General features: G+C 58.5%; 20 protein-coding genes. 8 read left to right on the top strand and 12 right to left on the bottom strand.

The features are described from left to right. Nucleotides 1-10: 10 nt before the first annotated feature. The 6 genes from ACQZ6D_RS19390 to ACQZ6D_RS19415 all read right to left on the bottom strand — a co-directional run bounded on the left by ACQZ6D_RS19390 (nucleotide 11) and on the right by ACQZ6D_RS19415 (nucleotide 4,440). Nucleotides 11-289 (bottom strand): MSMEG_0570 family nitrogen starvation response protein, encoded by a 279-nt coding sequence (locus ACQZ6D_RS19390; RefSeq protein WP_013637307.1) that lies wholly within the window; start codon nucleotides 287-289, stop codon nucleotides 11-13. Then, nucleotides 282-1,253 (bottom strand): sll0787 family AIR synthase-like protein, encoded by a 972-nt coding sequence (locus tag ACQZ6D_RS19395; protein WP_448730230.1) that lies wholly within the window; start codon nucleotides 1,251-1,253, stop codon nucleotides 282-284. Before ACQZ6D_RS19395 ends, ACQZ6D_RS19390 begins: the two co-directional genes overlap by 8 nt. Continuing rightward, a complete protein-coding gene (locus ACQZ6D_RS19400) occupies nucleotides 1,253-1,792 on the bottom strand; it encodes an MSMEG_0567/Sll0786 family nitrogen starvation N-acetyltransferase (RefSeq protein ID WP_448730229.1) in 540 nt (179 codons plus the stop codon). Before ACQZ6D_RS19400 ends, ACQZ6D_RS19395 begins: the two co-directional genes overlap by 1 nt. Next, nucleotides 1,789-2,907: an MSMEG_0568 family radical SAM protein gene (locus tag ACQZ6D_RS19405; RefSeq protein WP_448730228.1), complete on the bottom strand. Its 1,119-nt coding sequence runs from the start codon at nucleotides 2,905-2,907 to the stop codon at nucleotides 1,789-1,791. The genes ACQZ6D_RS19400 and ACQZ6D_RS19405 overlap by 4 nt, the downstream gene beginning before the upstream one ends. Next, nucleotides 2,900-3,889 carry a Nit6803 family nitrilase gene (locus tag ACQZ6D_RS19410; protein ID WP_448730227.1) on the bottom strand — a complete coding sequence of 330 codons (990 nt, stop codon included), beginning with the start codon at nucleotides 3,887-3,889 and terminating at the stop codon, nucleotides 2,900-2,902. Before ACQZ6D_RS19410 ends, ACQZ6D_RS19405 begins: the two co-directional genes overlap by 8 nt. 68 nt (nucleotides 3,890-3,957) lie before the next feature. Continuing rightward, nucleotides 3,958-4,440 carry an MSMEG_0572/Sll0783 family nitrogen starvation response protein gene (locus ACQZ6D_RS19415; protein WP_035201066.1) on the bottom strand — a complete coding sequence of 161 codons (483 nt, stop codon included), beginning with the start codon at nucleotides 4,438-4,440 and terminating at the stop codon, nucleotides 3,958-3,960. 260 nt (nucleotides 4,441-4,700) lie between these two features. On the opposite strand from ACQZ6D_RS19415, the gene ACQZ6D_RS19420 reads away from it, so the two are divergent. Continuing rightward, nucleotides 4,701-6,071, top strand: a complete 1,371-nt coding sequence (locus ACQZ6D_RS19420; protein ID WP_153793632.1) for an aminotransferase-like domain-containing protein — start codon at nucleotides 4,701-4,703, stop codon at nucleotides 6,069-6,071. 288 nt (nucleotides 6,072-6,359) lie between these two features. Here ACQZ6D_RS19420 and ACQZ6D_RS19425 read toward each other — a convergent pair whose 3' ends face one another. Then, nucleotides 6,360-6,782: a VOC family protein gene (locus ACQZ6D_RS19425; protein WP_035201064.1), complete on the bottom strand. Its 423-nt coding sequence runs from the start codon at nucleotides 6,780-6,782 to the stop codon at nucleotides 6,360-6,362. A 705-nt stretch (nucleotides 6,783-7,487) separates the two neighbouring features. Between ACQZ6D_RS19425 and ACQZ6D_RS19430 the strand changes: the two genes are divergently transcribed. The 5 genes from ACQZ6D_RS19430 to ACQZ6D_RS19450 all read left to right on the top strand — a co-directional run bounded on the left by ACQZ6D_RS19430 (nucleotide 7,488) and on the right by ACQZ6D_RS19450 (nucleotide 11,840). Beyond that, nucleotides 7,488-7,952, top strand: coding sequence for a nuclear transport factor 2 family protein (locus tag ACQZ6D_RS19430; RefSeq protein WP_035201061.1), 465 nt, complete (start codon nucleotides 7,488-7,490; stop codon nucleotides 7,950-7,952). Nucleotides 7,953-7,954: 2 nt separating this feature from the next. After that, the gene (locus ACQZ6D_RS19435; protein ID WP_112361291.1) at nucleotides 7,955-8,557 is read left to right on the top strand and encodes a TetR/AcrR family transcriptional regulator; all 603 of its coding nucleotides are present in this window, start codon (nucleotides 7,955-7,957) and stop codon (nucleotides 8,555-8,557) included. A 183-nt stretch (nucleotides 8,558-8,740) separates the two neighbouring features. Beyond that, a complete protein-coding gene (locus ACQZ6D_RS19440; protein ID WP_448730226.1) occupies nucleotides 8,741-9,226 on the top strand; it encodes a GlcG/HbpS family heme-binding protein in 486 nt (161 codons plus the stop codon). Nucleotides 9,227-9,289: 63 nt separating this feature from the next. Continuing rightward, nucleotides 9,290-10,924: an acetolactate synthase large subunit gene (locus tag ACQZ6D_RS19445; RefSeq protein ID WP_448730225.1), complete on the top strand. Its 1,635-nt coding sequence runs from the start codon at nucleotides 9,290-9,292 to the stop codon at nucleotides 10,922-10,924. 358 nt (nucleotides 10,925-11,282) lie between these two features. Further along, nucleotides 11,283-11,840 carry a pyridoxamine 5'-phosphate oxidase family protein gene (locus tag ACQZ6D_RS19450; RefSeq protein WP_448730224.1) on the top strand — a complete coding sequence of 186 codons (558 nt, stop codon included), beginning with the start codon at nucleotides 11,283-11,285 and terminating at the stop codon, nucleotides 11,838-11,840. A gap of 265 nt (nucleotides 11,841-12,105) precedes the next feature. On the opposite strand, the gene ACQZ6D_RS19455 is transcribed toward ACQZ6D_RS19450, so the two are convergent. Both ACQZ6D_RS19455 and ACQZ6D_RS19460 read right to left on the bottom strand, forming a co-directional pair. Beyond that, a complete protein-coding gene (locus tag ACQZ6D_RS19455) occupies nucleotides 12,106-12,732 on the bottom strand; it encodes a Dps family protein (protein ID WP_448730223.1) in 627 nt (208 codons plus the stop codon). Between the two features lie 44 nt (nucleotides 12,733-12,776). After that, nucleotides 12,777-13,613, bottom strand: a complete 837-nt coding sequence (locus ACQZ6D_RS19460) for an alpha/beta fold hydrolase (RefSeq protein ID WP_448730222.1) — start codon at nucleotides 13,611-13,613, stop codon at nucleotides 12,777-12,779. A gap of 229 nt (nucleotides 13,614-13,842) precedes the next feature. Here ACQZ6D_RS19460 and ACQZ6D_RS19465 point away from each other — a divergent pair, with 229 nt between their 5' ends. Next, nucleotides 13,843-14,841, top strand: a complete 999-nt coding sequence (locus ACQZ6D_RS19465; protein WP_051376988.1) for a GlxA family transcriptional regulator — start codon at nucleotides 13,843-13,845, stop codon at nucleotides 14,839-14,841. Nucleotides 14,842-14,981: 140 nt separating this feature from the next. Here ACQZ6D_RS19465 and ACQZ6D_RS19470 read toward each other — a convergent pair whose 3' ends face one another. The 3 genes from ACQZ6D_RS19470 to ACQZ6D_RS19480 form a co-directional block, all read right to left on the bottom strand. Further along, on the bottom strand, nucleotides 14,982-15,446 hold the full coding sequence (locus tag ACQZ6D_RS19470) for a DUF1348 family protein (protein ID WP_112161839.1): 465 nt from the start codon (nucleotides 15,444-15,446) through the stop codon (nucleotides 14,982-14,984). Between the two features lie 351 nt (nucleotides 15,447-15,797). Further along, nucleotides 15,798-16,268, bottom strand: coding sequence for a cyanase (cynS, locus tag ACQZ6D_RS19475; RefSeq protein ID WP_111800966.1), 471 nt, complete (start codon nucleotides 16,266-16,268; stop codon nucleotides 15,798-15,800). Nucleotides 16,269-16,298: 30 nt separating this feature from the next. Then, nucleotides 16,299-16,958 carry a carbonic anhydrase gene (locus tag ACQZ6D_RS19480; protein ID WP_448730221.1) on the bottom strand — a complete coding sequence of 220 codons (660 nt, stop codon included), beginning with the start codon at nucleotides 16,956-16,958 and terminating at the stop codon, nucleotides 16,299-16,301. Between the two features lie 111 nt (nucleotides 16,959-17,069). Between ACQZ6D_RS19480 and cynR the strand changes: the two genes are divergently transcribed. Next, nucleotides 17,070-17,969: a transcriptional regulator CynR gene (gene cynR / locus ACQZ6D_RS19485; RefSeq protein ID WP_448730220.1), complete on the top strand. Its 900-nt coding sequence runs from the start codon at nucleotides 17,070-17,072 to the stop codon at nucleotides 17,967-17,969. Nucleotides 17,970-17,979: the final 10 nt, after the last annotated feature.

Consider the following 17,979-nt stretch of genomic DNA (forward strand, 5'->3'; position numbering starts at 1 on the left):
ACAAACCCTTTCATGACATCGAGAGGCAGGTGACCTTGGCGTCAGCCGGCTGAGCGGCAGCTGTCGTTTCGATCTTTGCCAGTTGGTCGAGTGCGGATGAGCAGGCGAAGCCGAATTTCGCCGCGACGCGGTCTGATGCCTCGTTCAGCCCGGTGCGGGCACGTTCGACAAATTCAGTCAGCGGATAGGTGCATCCGGCTTCGAGATGGTGCGTTATGGCGGTCGAGGGCGAGTAGCAGCTCTCCTCCGTCCCATCAGGCCATCGGATTGTAAAGCGTACTTCAGGCATGGGCTATCTCCTTTGCAAGCGCGATATAGGGGGCTGCCGCGTAGTCCCAGAACGTTGCCCTGGCGCCACCGCTCGTCAGATCGATCCGGGAGCTGTCCGTTGCGTGACCGATGGCAGCTGCGCTGATGTCCCGAGCACCAAATACTGAGCAGACCTCGTTTGCACGTTCCCGCCGAACTGAAAGGAGGAAGCCAAAACTCGGAAATGTGCGCAGCCAGCGGTCGACTGCAACACCCCGCGGAAGCGAAATGTCAGCAAGCTCGATGTCAAATCCGCAGCGGGAGGATTCAGCTAACATAAGCGCGGTGCCGACAATGCCGCCCTGGCTGATGTCTTTTCCGGCATCCACCAGACCAGCCTCGGCGAGCTCCGGCAGGATCTCGTAGTCGCTACGCAGTCGTTCATGAGGTGCATCAAGGGCCGCGCACCAGTTGTCGAAGGTCGGCCGGTAATGCCCGCGATGATCGACGGCTGCGATAAGCACATCTCCAGGGGCGGCCGCAAAGCTGGAAATCAGCCTCTTTGCACGTCCCGTGACGGAAACGGCAAGATTGAGATCTTTGCTGCGGAGGTTGGTATGCCCGCCGACGATCGGCACGCCGTAGGCCATCGCTGCGTCGCGAAGGCCGGCAAGCAGGGGCTCGGCGGATGCTGTATCCGGAGCCCACACGGTGTCGAGCAGTGCGGTCGGGCGTCCTCCCATCGCTGCGATGTCCGAAAGGTTCACCATTACACCGCACCAGCCGGCAAACCACGGATCGTCCTGCACGAATTGCGGCATAAAACCTTCGCCCGCCAGCAGATCCCAGGTGCCGTCCATGGCTCGGATTGCTGCGGCATCGTCGCCGGGCATTCCTGGTGCTCCAGCAGACAATGAGAGCGCCCGCGTCGTGCCTGCTATGTCAAGTTTGCTGCGAATAGACGGGTGAGCTGCGAGTGCTGCCGCCAATGCATGGACATCCATCACGACCTCCTTGCTCTAGTCGACCAGCCGGTGGCCGGGTCACATGTCGGGGGATAATGGTCGAGTGAAGCCAGCATGTGCATGTGCCGCACGCCATGCAGGTCGATCTCTCCTTGCGGCTCCCAATGCAGCCGGCGAAAAAGAGGTACGTTCTGAAGCTGGACATGGGCGTGAAATTCTAGGCATCCGATGCCGTTGGCGGTGCTTACCGCAAGCCTGATCAGCTCCGCACCCAGCCGACCAACTCTACGGTATGCAGGGGCGACCGCGAGCCGCGATCCCCACCAGATGCCGGGTTCGGGCTCATGGATCCTGACAGTGCCCACGACGTCCGCAGGCTCGGCCGCCAACGTGGCGATTGCCGCAAGGGGGATGGCACGAGCGTCGATTTCGTCGTGGTCACTGCCGACGAAGATGCGCTGTTCCTCTACAAACACCTGGTGTCGAAGACGAGATACCCCTTGAAGTTCCCAGGTTTCCGACGCTGCCCGGATGATGAATTCAGGGCAGATGAAGGTGGAGTGATCCATGAGGCTCATGCCGGGATCCTCAGTTTCTCGTAAGTTGAGAGCGCCGAGCACGCACCGCATTTTCCGCAACCGGCCTTGATATCCGAGGCCTTAAGTCCGCCGTCGATGATGATCTGCGACAGGGGAGCCAGGATGGAGGCCATGAAATCGGATTTCGGTGCGGGGTGACTTTCTAGCGGTGTGCCTGAGATAGGCACGAACGGGACGACAAATGGGTAGACGCCCATTGCGACCAATCGCGCGGACATATCTAGGATCGCTTCGCGCGTATCGCCCAGACCGGCGAGGATGTAGGTCGAGACCTGACCCCGCCCAAACACTCTGACTGCGGCCTCAAAGCTGGAAAAGTATTTTTCAAGCGGAACGCTTGCCTTGCCCGGCATGATCCGATCGCGGACTTCAGGTGTCACCGCTTCAAGGTGCATCCCCAATGCGTCTGCACCCGCGTTCTTCATTCGCTCATGCCAGACATCGTCTTCCGGAGGCTCGCATTGCACCTGAATCGGCAGGTCGACGACGGCCTTAACCGCGCGCGCACTCTCTGCCAAAACGGCAGCACCGCGGTCCTTGCCCGAAGGTGTGCCAGTGGTCATCACCATGTGCTTGACGCCGTCGAGTTCGACGGCAGCCTTTGCGACCTCTGCCAGTTGCGCGGGAGTTTTGTGCGCGACAGTCCGGCCGGCGGCAAGGCTTTGGCCGATCGAACAGAACTGACAGGTCTTCTTGCGGCTTTCATAACGAATGCAGGTCTGCAGAATGGTCGTGGCAAGTACGTCGCGCGAATGAAGAACTGCGATCTTGTTGTACGGAATGCCGTCTGCCGTGATCAGTTCGTAAAAACGCGGCCGATTGGGAAATCGAATTCGCGCGACTTCTGATCCTTCCCTGGTGATGCGCGCGCGGCCCTCGGCATCGGGCGCTTCCACGAGATAGGGACTGTCAAATGCGGGTGCGGTATGTACCGGCACCATCACGGTTGTGTCTCCGAAATTGACCGCTTTATGGTCGGAAGGACCTGCGCCACCGCGCCTGCTCTCGTGGCCGGCACGCGGATCGACGAGACGCATTCCTCGTGTCTGGAGGTCGTTGATGAGTTCCGGATCTATCGATGGCAGCTCACGCATCCTGAACCTCCTCAAATAGCTTGTCTTGCTCCGCATCGGGAAAATCGCCTGAAAGGCCGACCTGCTCGCGTGCGCGTGCGGGCGTCGTGTCATGGACAAGGTGCAGCAGTTCAGGCCGAGCATAGTGTCCGACCGAATCCATCATTCGCTTGCGCTTGGTAATGAGCCGCATGTCCAGATCGCCGATCAGGATGCCTTCGCCCGAGGTCAGCGGCGGTACGACATGGCGTCCTTCCGGCGTGATGATGCAGGTCATGCAGCCATCGCGAAGCCCCTTTTGCAAGGCGGGGTCCGGATGAATAGATGCGATCTGCTCCTCGCTCAGCCAGCCGGTGGCATTGACCACGAAACAGCCCGATTCCAACGCGTGGTGGCGCATGGTGACTTCGATTTGCTCGCCGAATATCGGGCCGACCAGTGAGCCCGGGAAATGAGAAGCGTGAATTTCCTCATGCTGGGCCATCAGAGTATAGCGGGCCAGAGGATTGTAATGCTCCCAGCATGCCAGGGCACCCACGCGACCGACGGCAGTGTCGACAACCTTCAAGCCGGCGCCGTCGCCTTGGCCCCAGATCATCCGTTCGTGATAGGTCGGCGTGATCTTGCGACGCTTGAGTTTCAGGCTGCCATCCGCGTCGAAGATCAGCTGAGTGTTATAGAGCGAGCCGTGGTCGCGCTCATTGACGCCAAGGACGATAACCGCACTGCGTTTGCGCGCGGCGTCCGCGACGGCCCGTGTTTCTGCTGATGGTACCGTGACTGCTTCCTCATAAAGCCGAAGATGCTCAGGGCCTTGCCGGACAGGTGGCAGAACGAAGCTGAAATAGGGATACCAGGGCACGAAGGTCTCGGGAAATACGATCAGCTCGGCGCCTTTGTCAGCAGCTTCGGCGATTGCATTGAGGACCCGCTCGACGGTGCCGGCGCGTGACGTCAGGTCGGGCGCGATCTGGACTGCTGCGGCACGTACTGTTTTGGGCATGACTGGCTCCTTTGAATAACCTGGAACGGCGCACCCCGTTCGCTGCCGAACGGGGTGTTGAGGTCAAATCAGACGGTCCATGTGTCGATGATCAGGGCGTTGGCCTTTTTGTGCAGAAGCACGCAGTCCAGGACGTCCTGAGGCAGGATCGGGATGATGCCTGGGATCAGAGCCGGTTCGCCGTGCCCATAAAGGGCCTGCAGAGCGAAACGACACGCATAGACCTTTCCGCCTTCCTTCATGAAGCGCTCAAGGTTCTTGTTGAAGTTCAGATGACCGGGAAAGGCTTCATCACCGAGCTTGGGGAAGCCGCGCTGGATCCCCAGTGTGACGCCCGGCCCGTAAAGAAGGATCGAAGTCTCGTAGCCTTTCCGCTGCAGGCGAATGGCGTTGAGAATGTTCACAAGCCCGATGGAGCCTTCGAACGCCATCGTGTGGAAGGTTACGAGCGCCTTCTCACCAGGGTCGGCCTTAACGTCCTCGAAAACCTTGGACTCGTAGTCGACAAAGAAGTCACCATCCTTGTGCGGCGGCTGCGTTACTTCAGGCATGTCTGCATCTCCTTATGCGGGGTTGATGCAGAAACGATACGAACGAAATTGTATGAATCAATAGTCAGTTTATTATGCATACAATAATTCTTTGATGAAACGTAATTCTGCACATTGGACATACGTTGTGCTCAAATAATAGCTTGAAAATCAGCTTTTATGCTCAATTCATGATCAAGGATTCGTTGTCAAATCAACACTTGAATCCGCGTCGTGTTATCCATACAATGTGAAACAATCTATATTTGAGGTATGGTGAAATGTTGAAGTGGCTCCCTGAACTTCGTCCTGACGGCAAGCCTCGTTATCTTCAGATTGCGGACGCGATCGAACTGGCGATAAAACGAGGAGATATCGCCGCTGGTGATCGATTGCCGCCACAACGCAGGCTCGCCGAGCGTCTCAAGATTGACTTTACGACAGTCAGCCGCGCCTACGCCGAGGCGCATTCCAGACGTCTCGTGGAGAGCCACGTCGGAAGAGGTACCTTTGCACTCGGCCGCCCGAAAGAGGAGCATCGTATCGATCCGCGCCGCGCAGGGGACGAGGATCTGTCGATGAACATGCCTCCCGAGCCGCAGGACCCGGATCTCGTGGCGAGAATGCAGGAAGGGCTGCAGACTGTTTCAGCAAACCTTATTTCCCTTCTCCGCTACCAGTCGACGACCGGCGGAGAGCAGGATAAGGCCGCGGCATCTTCATGGCTGTCAAAAAGGGGAATGGTGCCAAGTCTCGAGCGGATAGCGATCACCCCGGGAGCGCACGCGACGATGACAGCGCTTCTTTCGACGATGACCAGACCGGGCGATGTCATCCTGTGCGAGGCGGTGACGTATCCCGGTTTGCGGGCGATCGCAGCCCGTATGGGATTGCAACTCGTCGGAATTGCGATGGACGCTTCCGGCGTTCTGGCCGATGCGCTTGACGCGGCTATCCATTTACATCAACCGAAAGCGTTGTATCTCAATCCTACGGTCCATAATCCAACGACGCTGACCATCCCGCGCGAGCGGCGCATGGAGATCGCCGAGGTTATCCTTCGGCATAGACTGCCTTTGATAGAGGATGATGCATACGGCTTCATTCCCGCAACGGCGCCCGTACCTTTTGCTACGCTTGCTCCCGACCTCACCTGGCATATCGGGGGGCTGGCCAAATGCCTGGGCGCAGGCCTGCGCCTCGCTTATACAGTTTCCCCTAACTCCAGAGCCGCCTATTCCCTTGCCCAGGCAATGCGAGCCAGCGCCGTCATGCCTTCGCCAATTTGCATGGCGCTGGCGACACGGTGGATCGAGGATGGGACAGCCGACGCGATCCGCCGGTTTGTCCGGGCGGAAAGCGCTGTTCGTCACGAGATAGCGGTTGATACTCTTTCTGGCTTGGACATCAAAGGTGAGCCGGAGGCCTTCAACATTTGGCTGAAGCTGCCAACGGGGGCGAGCAGGGCGGAACTGATGGGGCGCATGGCAGGGCGCCATATTGGCTTAATGCCGTCGGACGCATTTACCGTTCTCGGCACACCTGACGAGCATGTCCGGGTATGCCTCGGCGGCGTCATCAATCGCGAACAACTGCGCGCAGGGCTGCTTTTTATGGCGAATTCGCTTTCCGGCTCCGGCTGGATGGGCTGACGGTGCACGTCAGCCTCCTTCAATATGAAACAATTGGTGGAAAATGTTCGTTTCGGTCTGAATGGTCATATGGTCACGTCCCAAAACTGTAGCGATGGCGTTCGGCCGCCGAACGTGTGATGCCGGGAGTCCTGCAACGTCTTCCGCTTCCAAGCCGTTCGACCACGCACGGCACCGGCTTGCCCGCGTGGCTGTTGCGAGGTGCCAGATGCGTGGCCTGGTTGACAACCGAGATTAGGTCGCCAGGTTTCTCGGATCGGCCGAGACCCGATCATAGAAATTTCTGGATCACCGCGGATCCCAAGAAAACTCCATCCGACATCCTCCCGGTTCGTAGATCATGAAGTGGATTTTTGGCCCGGTGCCAGAAGCTTCTGGACTAAATTCAATACGAACATCGGGCCACTCTCTGGTCTTGTCGTAGAGCAGATGAAGGTCCTCGAGGGTCCGCACTTTCAGTGCAAGATGATGAAGCCCGACATTTTGGTGACGGTCGAAACCTTGGCTGTGAGATTGATCTTTGATCTGCCAAAGTGTCACTTTGAGGTGGCCGTCTGTAACGAATGCCGCTGGATAGTCGGGCTTTTCGCCGAATAACCTCCAGCCGAGGCAGTTCGTGAAGAAAGCGAGGGAAGCGCTCAAGTTCATAACGGTTAGCCCGATGTGATCTACGCCGGTTGTTATGCTTACCGTTGGACTGACATCGCCCATCTAAAATCTCCTTTTGCTGGCAGCGTTATCATGAGTACTTAGAACCTGGGCTTCGGACCGGGTGGGTTTAGCTTCCCAGTGTGGTGGTCTGGACGCTTCGGCACGGCCTCGGGTCATCGTTTGGGCCCTCGGCCCATTGATCAGTAATCCGGATAGCACCTGGATTTATAGAAGCTTTCTCTCCTAATTTAGCTGTTCGAAGAGCACCATGACCATATCGGCGACTAGCGAAGCGCTTAAGCGCGATGCGGTTCGTCAGATCATGGAGCGATGCTATCCGGTTGGATACAATCCGCAGCGACGCGGGGTCAGTCGCCATTCACCTTCCCATGTCTACTCTTTCGTGTCCGAGCGCGGTGCTGTTTCCGCAGAAATGTGGTGGTTGCACGAACAGTATCTTCCTGGGTCTTCACCCCTTTCGCCACCAAAACCATCGCCCACCGCGCCTGGTAGTCTCTGAGTGGCGGATGCCCAGGCGCTGCTGAGATATGCCGAAATATACCAGCGCGCGGCCGAACGCTTTGCCAGCACTAGTCTGGCCACTTTAACGCCGCCGCCGTCGGTTCGCGACCACAAACGTCCGTCGTAAAAAATTCGCAACGCCTCAAAAAAATCGTTGACACCCAAAATCGCCGTAGCTACTGTACCAATCAGTCAAGAGTTGACCAATAAGTACACAGAGACGGTTTGCAAAGGAAAATCAACATGTCACGTCCTCCTCTCCCCCCTTTCACCCGCGAAACTGCTATCGAAAAGGTCCGTTTGGCCGAAGACGGCTGGAACAGCCGTGACGCCGCCAAGGTTGCTTTGGCCTACACACTGGACACCCGCTGGCGGAACCGCGTTGAATTCGCCACCAACCGCGAAGAAGCCCAGGCATTTCTGACACGCAAGTGGAACAAGGAGCATGAATACCGCCTTATCAAGGAGCTCTGGGCTTTCACCGGCAACCGCATCGCTGTACGCTACGCCTACGAATATCGCGATGATAATGGTCAATGGTTCCGTGCCTATGGTAACGAGAACTGGGAATTCGCAGAGGACGGCTTGATGGCGCACCGGCACGCATGCATCAACGAAATGCCGATTGCTGAAGGCGATCGCTTGTTCCATTGGCCGCTCGGCCGTCGTCCGGACGACCACGCTAGCCTCAGTGATCTGGGCCTCTGATCATGGCCCGCATGGTCGCTGAAAGATCCGACGCCGTCGCCTCCCTGGCCGAAGTTTTTCGCGAGCATGGATACGAAGGAGCGAGCCTTGCCTTGATCGGCAAGGCCACCGGTCTTGGCAAGGGCAGCCTCTACCACTTCTTCCCGAATGGGAAGGAGGAAATGGTCCAGGCTGTGCTCGTCGAAATCGAGCAATGGTTTGAAAATTCCGTCTATTCTCCCCTGCGAGACGGAGACGATGCCGATGCCGCGATCACGGCGATGCTCGATGAAACCGCGAAATACTTCAGGTCGGGCAGGCGCGTCTGTCTCGTCGGCGCTTTGGCTGTTACCAACACCCGAGACCTATTCGCCCAAGCCATCCGAGGTTACTTCGTCGCCTGGGTGGACGCTCTGCAGGCAGCGCTCGTCCGGCAGGGCCGCGACGCTGAGCGGGCGCGCATCCTCTCGGAAGACGCCGTTCTCTCTATCCAGGGCGCGATCGTCCTCTCCCGGGCGCTCGACGATCCCGCCGTCTTCCAGCGCGCAATCGATCAACTCCATGCTCGATTGGCAGCCGATGGAAAGACGCTCGTCGATAATGCTTCGGATAGCGGGTCGCTTTGATCTCTCGCTGCTTCCTGACCTGAGGCATTGCATCTGCGGGCTCGCCGCCTTGGCGAGCCGGCGGGCTGCGTAGTTAGTGCATTTCGCGAATTCATCGTCGTCGCGATAACCCAGTTGGTTTTTCCGGCGACGTAATTTGCCGCAACGGGGCCGCTCGGCGGCCGATATCTGAAGAGATCTCACATGAAGACTTTCATACTGGCCGCCGCCATAGGCGCGCTTGCCGCCAGTTCTGTGCTTGCCCACGACACCGAGCAGGAGACCGGCCTCAGAGCGAGGCTTGCGGTCAAAATCGCTGAGATGGCCGTCGCGGCGTGTGCGGTAGACGGTTACAATGTGTCGGCGGCGGTGACAGATCGATCTGGAGCCCTGCTCGCCCTGATACGCTATGAGAAAGCCGATCCACGCACGATCAACGCGTCTGCGCAGAAGGCACTCATCTCGGCATCGTTGCACAGCCCCACAAGCGCGATGGTCGAGAACCTCATCGGCAGCGCGCATGAGGCAGCGTTCACAGATGTTTCAGGCTACTTTGTCTCCGGGGGCGTTCCTATCAAAGCCGGCGAGGAGACGATTGGCGCACTTGGCGTTGCGGGCGCGCCGAATGGCGGCTTGGACGAAGATTGCGCCTACGTCGCAATCGAGGAAGTCAAAAGCGTCCTCAAGTGAGCCCCCCACAAAAATGTGTTTCTTGAAGCCGCGTCTAAGGCTCGGTGGTTTTGGAGATTGGCCATGACTGGCGCTGAACTGCTCGTTAGGGCCCTTGAGAATGAGGGCGTAGAAAAAATTTTTGGCATCCCCGGGGAGGAAAATCTTTTCGTGGTCGAAGCCCTGCGGAAATCCTCGATCCAGTTGGTCGTCACTCGTCATGAGCAAGCGGCGGCCTTTATGGCGGCAACCTATGGCCGGCTGACAGGGAAGCCGGGCGTCTGTATTACGACGCTCGGGCCAGGCGCGTTGAACTTATCCACCGGCGCGGCGTACGCCCTTCTTGGTGGGATGCCGTTGATCCTCATTACGGGGCAAAAAGGCGTCATGTCTTCCCGGCAGGCACGTTTTCAGGTCGTCGACGTCGTCGCTAGTATGAAGCCGCTGACAAAGCTCACGCGTCAGATCATCTCGCCCAGGATGGTTCCAACCCTGGTTCGTGAGGCCTTTCGGGTGGCGCAGGAAGAGCGCCCCGGTCCAGTTCATCTCGAATTGCCCGAGGATATCGCCGCGGCAGATGGCGGAGAGATCATCATGGTTCCTCCACACGCTTTCGATCTTCCAGTTGCGAGCGGCGAGGCGATAGATCGGGCCGCGGCAATGATCGGCGCTGCAGAACGGCCCTTGATCATGCTCGGTGCGGCAGCCTCGCGTCCGCGATCGACGGCTGATCTTGCAAATTTTGTGATCCGCACAGGGATACCATATTTTACGACACAGATGGGCAAGGGAACCGTTCCCGGCGGTATGGAGCTTTATCTGGGCACCGCCGCTCTTTCCGAACGGGACTACGTCCACGAGGCCATCGAACGGGCTGATCTCATCATCACGATCGGGCACGACACGATCGAGAAGCCTCCCTTCATCATGAACGTCCACGGAGCCAAGGTCGTTCATGTCGGCTACCAGCCCGCCACTGTCGAGCAGGTCTATTTCCCGCAGGCTGAGGTGATCGGGGATATCGGCCCCACCCTCAAGCTCCTGGCGGACCGCCTCGAAGGCAGGCTTCCGAACGCAAAAGCGCTGATCTATCTCAGGCAAGGGGTCCTCGCACGCATTGCCGATCGAGAGCTTGAAGCTCGCTTCACTCCGCAACGGATAGTCCACGATGTTCGCGCCGTTATGCCAGCCGATGGGATCCTTGCGCTCGACAACGGCATGTACAAGATCTGGTTCGCTCGCAATTACCGGACCCATGTCGCGAATACGCTGCTTCTCGACAATGCCCTGGCGACGATGGGGGCGGGTTTACCTTCCGCAATGATGGCCTCCATGCTTTACCCGACCCGGCGCGTCATGGCTGTCTGTGGGGATGGCGGCTTCATGATGAACAGTCAAGAGCTCGAGACCGCGGTGCGTCTGCGGCTCAACCTTGTCATCCTCCTGATCAAGGACAATGCATACGGTATGATCCGCTGGAAGCAGGCGATCGACAGGCTCACCGACTTCGGGATGAGCTTCGGCAACCCCGATTTTGTGAAATACGCCGAGGCCTATGGTGCAAAGGGCACACGCGTCGAGCGCATCGAAGATCTGGAAACGACCTTGGATAATGCGTTCAAGGGCGGCGGCGTACATCTTGTCGAAGTCCCAATCGACTACTCCGAGAACGAGCGCGTTCTGATCCGAGAGTTAGCGCAGAGGCTGCCGGTGGTATGAGATGGTCTGTGATCCTATCGATCCCGCTCGGTAACGACGCGAGCATTGCTGCAAACTGGTAGCAAGATCGTCGCAGTGTTTCTGGTTGCGATAGCCGCGGTCGGCCCTCATCGCGTTCTTCGTGATGACGGGTGCTCTGTTTGGACCTGGGCCTGCCGCATCATCGATATACCCACGACTGTAAGCGTCGAAGGGGTGCCGTATGTTGCACCTGAAGTTGGCCCCTTCATTTGGAACGTCTCTGGTCTCTCGCTTCTGTGAGCTGTATGAGGAACTCTGGATGAACCGGCGGAGGCATGATCTCCTGCCGACTAAATGACTATCTCCTATATTTGTTAGCAAAAAGGACGCATCGGCCGTGGCAAAGCAATTCGAGAGCATCGACGCTCGTCTCCAGGACTTTATCGGTCGGCAGCACATCTTCTTTACCGCCTCGGCCACCGGCCATTCCCGGGTGAATGTGTCGCCGCGGGAGACCGGCTGCCTGCGGGTAGTCGATGCAAATACGGTGGTCTATCTGGACAGGACCGGGAGTGGAAACGAAACCGCCGCGCATTTGCGCGCGGATGGTCGGCTGACGATCATGTTTTGTGCCGTCGAAGGGCCGCCAATGATCTTGCGCCTTTACGGTCGCGGACGCTCCATCCGCCGCGACAGCCCCGAATACGAAAATATCTTGACCACTCACTACAACGGTTCGGAGCCCTCAGGAGCCCGGCAGGTCATTCTGCTGGACATCGACCTGGTCCAAACCTCTTGCGGCTTCGGCGTCCCTCTTTTCGACTACAAGGCCGAGCGGCCAAGCCTTGACCAATGGACCGATGCAAAAGGCCCTGATGGTATCGAAATCTATCGTCGGGAAAAGAACACATTCAGCATGGATGGCCTACCGACGGGGATGTTCGACGACGCCTAGTCGGGCCGCGAACAATTTCCGCTCCGGCTGGGTGGGATCGCCATTGCCGCCAAGGTTGCCCTGACGACCTGGGTCTGGCTTCAATCGGCCATCCGCCGTTTCCCTTGACGCTCGATCGACCTGCGCGCGCTGGGTTCGCATCAAATCCTGATGGCAGTTGGCGTCGTTGCCATTACCAATTCGCGATTAGCTAGATGCGGGTTTGCTCCGCCGCCGCCGCGATCCCAAGGGGCGGGGAGCGGAATTCAGGGCACCCTCGGTCAAATCATTGGCCGTTAGTGTCGCGCAGAATCTCGAACAGGAACCAGACACGCTTCTCGGCTTTGTCGATCCAGTTCTCGATCAGACTGGCGGTCGCGCCGTCGCCATACTCATCGCAGACGTCATGCAGCGAGCGCATGCTTGCGACAAGGCTGCCATTGTCGTCGCGCAGTTCGGCGAGCATTCCATGTGGATGCACGCAGTCGGCATCATTGTCCGCGATCTGTTGCTTGCGCGAGATGTCGCCGATCGACCGCAACGTGTCGCCGCCAACCTTGCGGACCCATTCGGCGAGCGGATCGGTCATCGCAAACAGTTCGTCGCCGTGCTCGTCGAGCAGCAGATGGTAATCGCGGAAATCCGATCCGGACATATGCCAGTGAAAATTCTTGGTCTTGATATAGAGCGCGAACATATCTGCCAGCACGGTGGGCGCGCCGGCGGAGATGTCCCTGACCGCGTCGCTGTCCAGTCCTGTCGGACCTCTCAGCGCAGCGGCAGCACGCGATTTGACCGATTTTCCTGAAAATGAATTGACTATGACGGAGCTGGCGAATCGCTCGAGCGTGCGGCGCGATTCGCCAGGTTGCGGTCGCCGAAGAGGGGCGAAAGCGCCGCCCTTCGGTTTCATTGGCCGAGACAGCCGCGGCGCGGATCATTCGCGCCGTATCGGGGTCAGCCCTTGACAAAGGCCAGCAGATCGGCGTTCAGGACATCGGCGTTGACGGTGAGCATACCGTGAGAGAAGCCGGGATAGGTCTTGATCTGGCCGTTCTTCAGAAGCTTAATCGACTTCCTGGCGGCATCAGCAATCGGCACGATCTGGTCGTCCTCGCCGTGCAGGACGAGCGTCGGGACGGTGATCGCCTTCAGGTCTTCCGTCTGATCGGTTTCGGAGAAGGCCTTGATGCCGTCATAATGAGCCTTTGCGCCGCCCATCATGCCCTGGCGCCACCAGTTCTGGATCACGCCTTCCTGTACCTTGGCGCCATCCCGGTTGAAGCCGTAGAACGGGCCAGCTGGAACGTCACGGAAGAACTGCGCGCGGTTGGCGGCAAGCGCTGAACGGAAGCCGTCGAAAACCTCGATCGGCAGGCCTTCCGGGTTGGCGGCGGTCTTGACCATCAGCGGTGGGACGGCCGAGACGAGAACCGCCTTGGCGACACGACCGGCCGGCTGACCAAACTTCGCCACATAGCGTGCCACTTCGCCACCGCCGGTGGAATGGCCGATATGCACGGCATTTTTCAGATCCAGCGCTTCGACGACAGCGAAAGCGTCGGCGGCATAGTGGTCCATATCATGCCCTTCGGAAACCTGGGCAGACCGACCGTGGCCACGCCGGTCGTGAGCGACGACCCGGTAACCGTTGGCGTGGAAGAACAGCATCTGCGTGTCCCAATCGTCCGACGACAGGGGCCAGCCGTGATGGAACACGATCGGCTGGGCATCCTTCGGGCCCCAGTCCTTGTAAAAGATTTCAGTGCCGTCTTTAGTTGTTACGAAGCCCATGTCGATATCTCCTTGTGATGAACTGTTTGTTGAAGAGGTTTGTGAGAAGGCGAGCGCCGGGATGCTCACGCTGGCAAGTGCGATGCTTCCGATTAGTACGCTGCGTCTCGACACGAAAAACCGATCTGTGTCGGATGCCATTGTATTTCTCCTGTCGCGCTGTGTTTGCGAATTCCGTATTTGACAAAGAGAACGTAGCGCCATTATCTGGCGGAAACACGTGGCGGAAATGACTTTATCCGAGGCAAAAGTGGCAAAACACGAAGAGACTGATTTCATTGAAGTGGGGTTGCTGGTCTACCCAGACTGCCAATTGGCTGCCGTCTACGGATTGACCGATCTGTTCCGCGTCGCGAGCGTCTGGTCGACAGATCTGCAGGTGCCGACAAGCCTTCGCAATATCCGCGTTAGCTATTGGAAGATGGCGGACGGCGATGTGTCGTGCACATGGGATACACACCCTGGAATCCCGCACGTGCTGAGCTACGTTATTGCGCCACCAAGTATCATCATGCCGGAGAAAATGCAGAGCATGAGCCCCGCTTCGCAATGGCTCGCGGCCCAGCATGCGCGCGGTGTTACCGTCTGTTCGATTTGTGCCGGGGCGTTTGTCCTTGCTGAGACCGGGCTCATCGACGGCCGACGTGCCACGACCCACTGGGCTTTTGCAGACAGGCTTGCTGAACAGTTTCCCAATATCGACGTCTCGCCCGATAATATGATCATCGATGATGGCGATGTCATCACCGCTGGCGGAATTCTGGCCTGGGCTGATCTTGGTCTGCTCCTTGTCGAAAAGCTGCTCGGGCAGGCCGTGATGCTTGAGACGGCACGCTTTCTTGTCGTTGATCCGCCGCGTCGCAGTCAGAGCCAGTACAAGGCTTTTCTTCCCCGTTTCGATCATGGCGATAAGGAGGTCCTGCAGGTTCAGCACCAGTTTCATGCAACGCCTGAGCTGCAAAAATCGATCGGTGAGTTGGCGGAGAACGTGCGTCTTTCAGAACGGACACTTCAGCGCCGCTTTTTCCGAGCGACACGGCTGAAACTGACCGAATATCTGCAGAACGTTCGCATCATGAAAGCGCGACAGTTACTGGAAACGACAAATGGTTCCATCGAGAGCATTGCCTGGGCGGTCGGATACTCCGATCCCGCAGCATTCCGAAAAATATTCGGCCGATTGACCGGTGCAACTCCAAATGTTTACCGTGGCGATGCGCGACATTGATGCAGCACCAGACCTGGGGCTATTTCAAACTGTAGTGTCACGACAAGCGAAACCCGGCTGGAATGACGCCCGATCTTAAAAATGAACGCGCCAGCGCTGAGGACTGCGCCGGCGGGGTCAAACGTCATTGATAGAGCGATTTAGAGGCCGAGATCGCTCAGCGATGGATGGGCGTCTGGACGGCGGCCCAGCTCCCAATGGAACTTACGATCCGCCTCGGCGATCGGCATCTCGTTGATGCTAGAGTGGCGGTGCGACATCAGACCGTCTGCGGCAAAAAGCCAGTTCTCGTTGCCATAGGCCCGGAACCACTGACCGCTGTCGTCGCAATATTCATAGGCATAACGAACGGCGATGCGGTTGCCGGTGAAGGCCCAAAGCTCCTTGATGAGCCGGTATTCGTGTTCCTTATTCCATTTGCGGGCCAGGAAAGCCTGGGCTTCCTGCCGGTTGGAAGCGAATTCGACGCGGTTACGCCAGCGGGTGTCGACCGAGTAAGCCAAGGCGACCTTCGCTGCATCCCGCGAGTTCCAGCCGTCCTCGGCCAGGCGGACCTTTTCTATGGCGGTTTCGTGGGTGAAGGGCGGTACCGGAGGGCGTGTCACTGTCGCAGCTTTCGTGATTTGACTGGTTTCGGCAAGTGCCGAACCTACGAGGGCAACGGCGGGCAGGGCTGTGATGAAGGTGCGGCGTTTCATGCGAATGTACCTATCAATCTATTGGGCTGCACCGATTGGTACAGACAGGGTGCGCTAATGCGTGCCTTAGGCAATCAAGCGGGTTGATACCGCAAGCCCCCAGAGGATCCGAGCTGTCTGCACATCAACTCGGGTCACAACCCGGGGGCAATTCACGGCGGCGCCCGTGGTTGCGGCCGTGTCAGGTGCGAGGCGTGGCCCCGCGACCGGAAAGAGGTAGCCCGAGCGCGCAAGGCGTTGCGGTGGCTATCAGCATCGTCAAAACGGCTTTGTAGGAAGGTATTTGCCGTCGAGCGTAATGACTGCTCGGGAGCCGCCTTCTGGATCTTCAACCTTCTCGATGCTCAGCTTGAAGTTGATGGCGCTGATAATGCCGTCGCCGAATTTCTCATGGACCAGAGCCTTCAGCGTGGTCCCATAGACCTGCACGATCTCGTAGAAGCGGTAGATGGTCGGATCGGTCGGCAAACCATTCCCGATGCTGCCGCGGATCGGAACCGTCTGAAGCAGGGCAACGGCGGCGTCGTCAAGATCGAGCGTCTTGCCCACGGCCTTGGCGGCGTCCGCTGGGAGAGGATGCTGGCCGAGCAGGGCTGCGGTGACGAAGGCCTCCGACAGACCGGTGCCTTCAGTGATCTGGGCGTAGCTCAGGTCCTTCTTGAGTTTCGATGCGAGGATGACGTCCGTCAGGTCTTGGCGAGCGGCCTGCGTGGCTTGAGACTGCAACATTTGTATTATCTCCTTGGTTGGGATTGGGGCTCAGGCAGCGCACCTGGCCTGATATTTGATGGCCTGGACTTCGGGATTGTCCGCAAGGGAAACGAAGGCGCCCTTGCTGCCATCGAAAGCTTCGATAAGGCCGCTCGCGATGTCGTAAATCCAGCCATGCAAGGCTATGCGCCCCTCTTCGAGAGCCAGGCGCACCGACGGGTGGGTCTGGATATTGGCGAGCTGGGCGATGACATTTTCGCGCACCATGGATGCGACCTTGGCAGGCTCGTCCTTGTGTTGCCGGGCCTCGTTCACCACACGGGCTGAGTCCGCGTAGCGCAACCAGCTGCCCACAGCAGGCATGTGGTCCAGGCATTTGCATGTCGCGATGGCCGTCATTGCACCGCAATCGGAGTGACCGCAGATCACAATGTCAGAGACCTGTAGTGCCGCGACCGCATATTCGACGGAGGCAGAAACGCCGCCCGGCTCGGGGCCGTAAGACGGAACGATGTTACCGGCGTTTCGGATGACGAAGAGGTCGCCCGGCTCGCGCTGTGTAACCAGCTCAGGCACCAGGCGGCTGTCCGAGCAGGAAATGAACAGAGCCCGCGGATTCTGCTGATTTGCCAAGTCCTTGAACAGCTTGACCCGCTCAGGGAAGGCTTCCCGCTGAAATTTCAGAAAGCCGTCAATAATGTCTTTCATCGCTGCAATCTCCGTTTCGCGATCTGTCGAGGATGAAACTACGGAGAGCGTGGCATAATGTAAAAGTCTCGTTTATTATGCGCTGGATTAGATAATCTTATAGGTCTTAATATGCTCTCTCGACAGGTTCGTTACTTTCTCGCAGTGGCGGAGCAAGAGAGCTTCACGCGGGCTGCGGAGGCCTTGCATGTCTCCCAGCCCGCGCTTTCGCAGCAGGTCAGGTTGTTGGAGGAGAGCCTGGGTGTGCAGCTGTTCGACCGAACGGGTCGTACGACACGATTGACGGACTCCGGGGAGGTTTATCTGCAATACGTGCGCCGCGCTTCGCAGGAGTTCCTTGAAGCCAAGCGCGCCCTCCACGACGTCGACGACCTCAGCCGTGGTTCGCTGAGGGTGGCGGTGACGCCGACCTTCACGACCTATCTGGTGGGGCCCTTGGTCGAGGCGTTTCACAGCCGCTACCCGAGTATCTCCCTCAATCTGCGAGAGATTTCCCAGGAGCACATGGAGAATCTACTCCTGTCTGACGAGATCGATGTGGGGATCGCCTTTTCCGGCACGCCGACAGCAGATCTCGACCTCGACTCCCTCCTGGTGGAAACCCTCGCCCTAGTCGTCAGAGCCGGGCACCCTCTGGCAAGTGAAAGATCCGTTGGACTTGATGCGCTGAGCGCGGAGTCACTAGTGCTGTTGAGTGCTGAGTTTGCGACGCGAGATCAGATCGACCGATTCTGCCGTCAGCACAGCATTCAGCCGCGTGTTCAGATAGAGGTCAACTCCATAAGCGCAGTGGTCGAAATTGTACGCCGGACAAGTCTCTCTACACTCCTTCCCGCAACAATCGCCTTCGCGCATCAGGATCTGAAGGCTATTGCCCTCGATCCGGTGCGCCTCCAGCGTACCGCCGTACTGATGCAGCGCCGGCACGGCTACCGAAGTACCGCGGCCAAGACCTTTGTCGCACTGGCAAAGGAGGTCGCGGCCGGGTTGGAAGGGTTTCAGACTGCGTAACGGACCGCCC

The sequence above is a fragment of the Agrobacterium sp. 22-3639C2 genome, assembly GCF_053522105.1.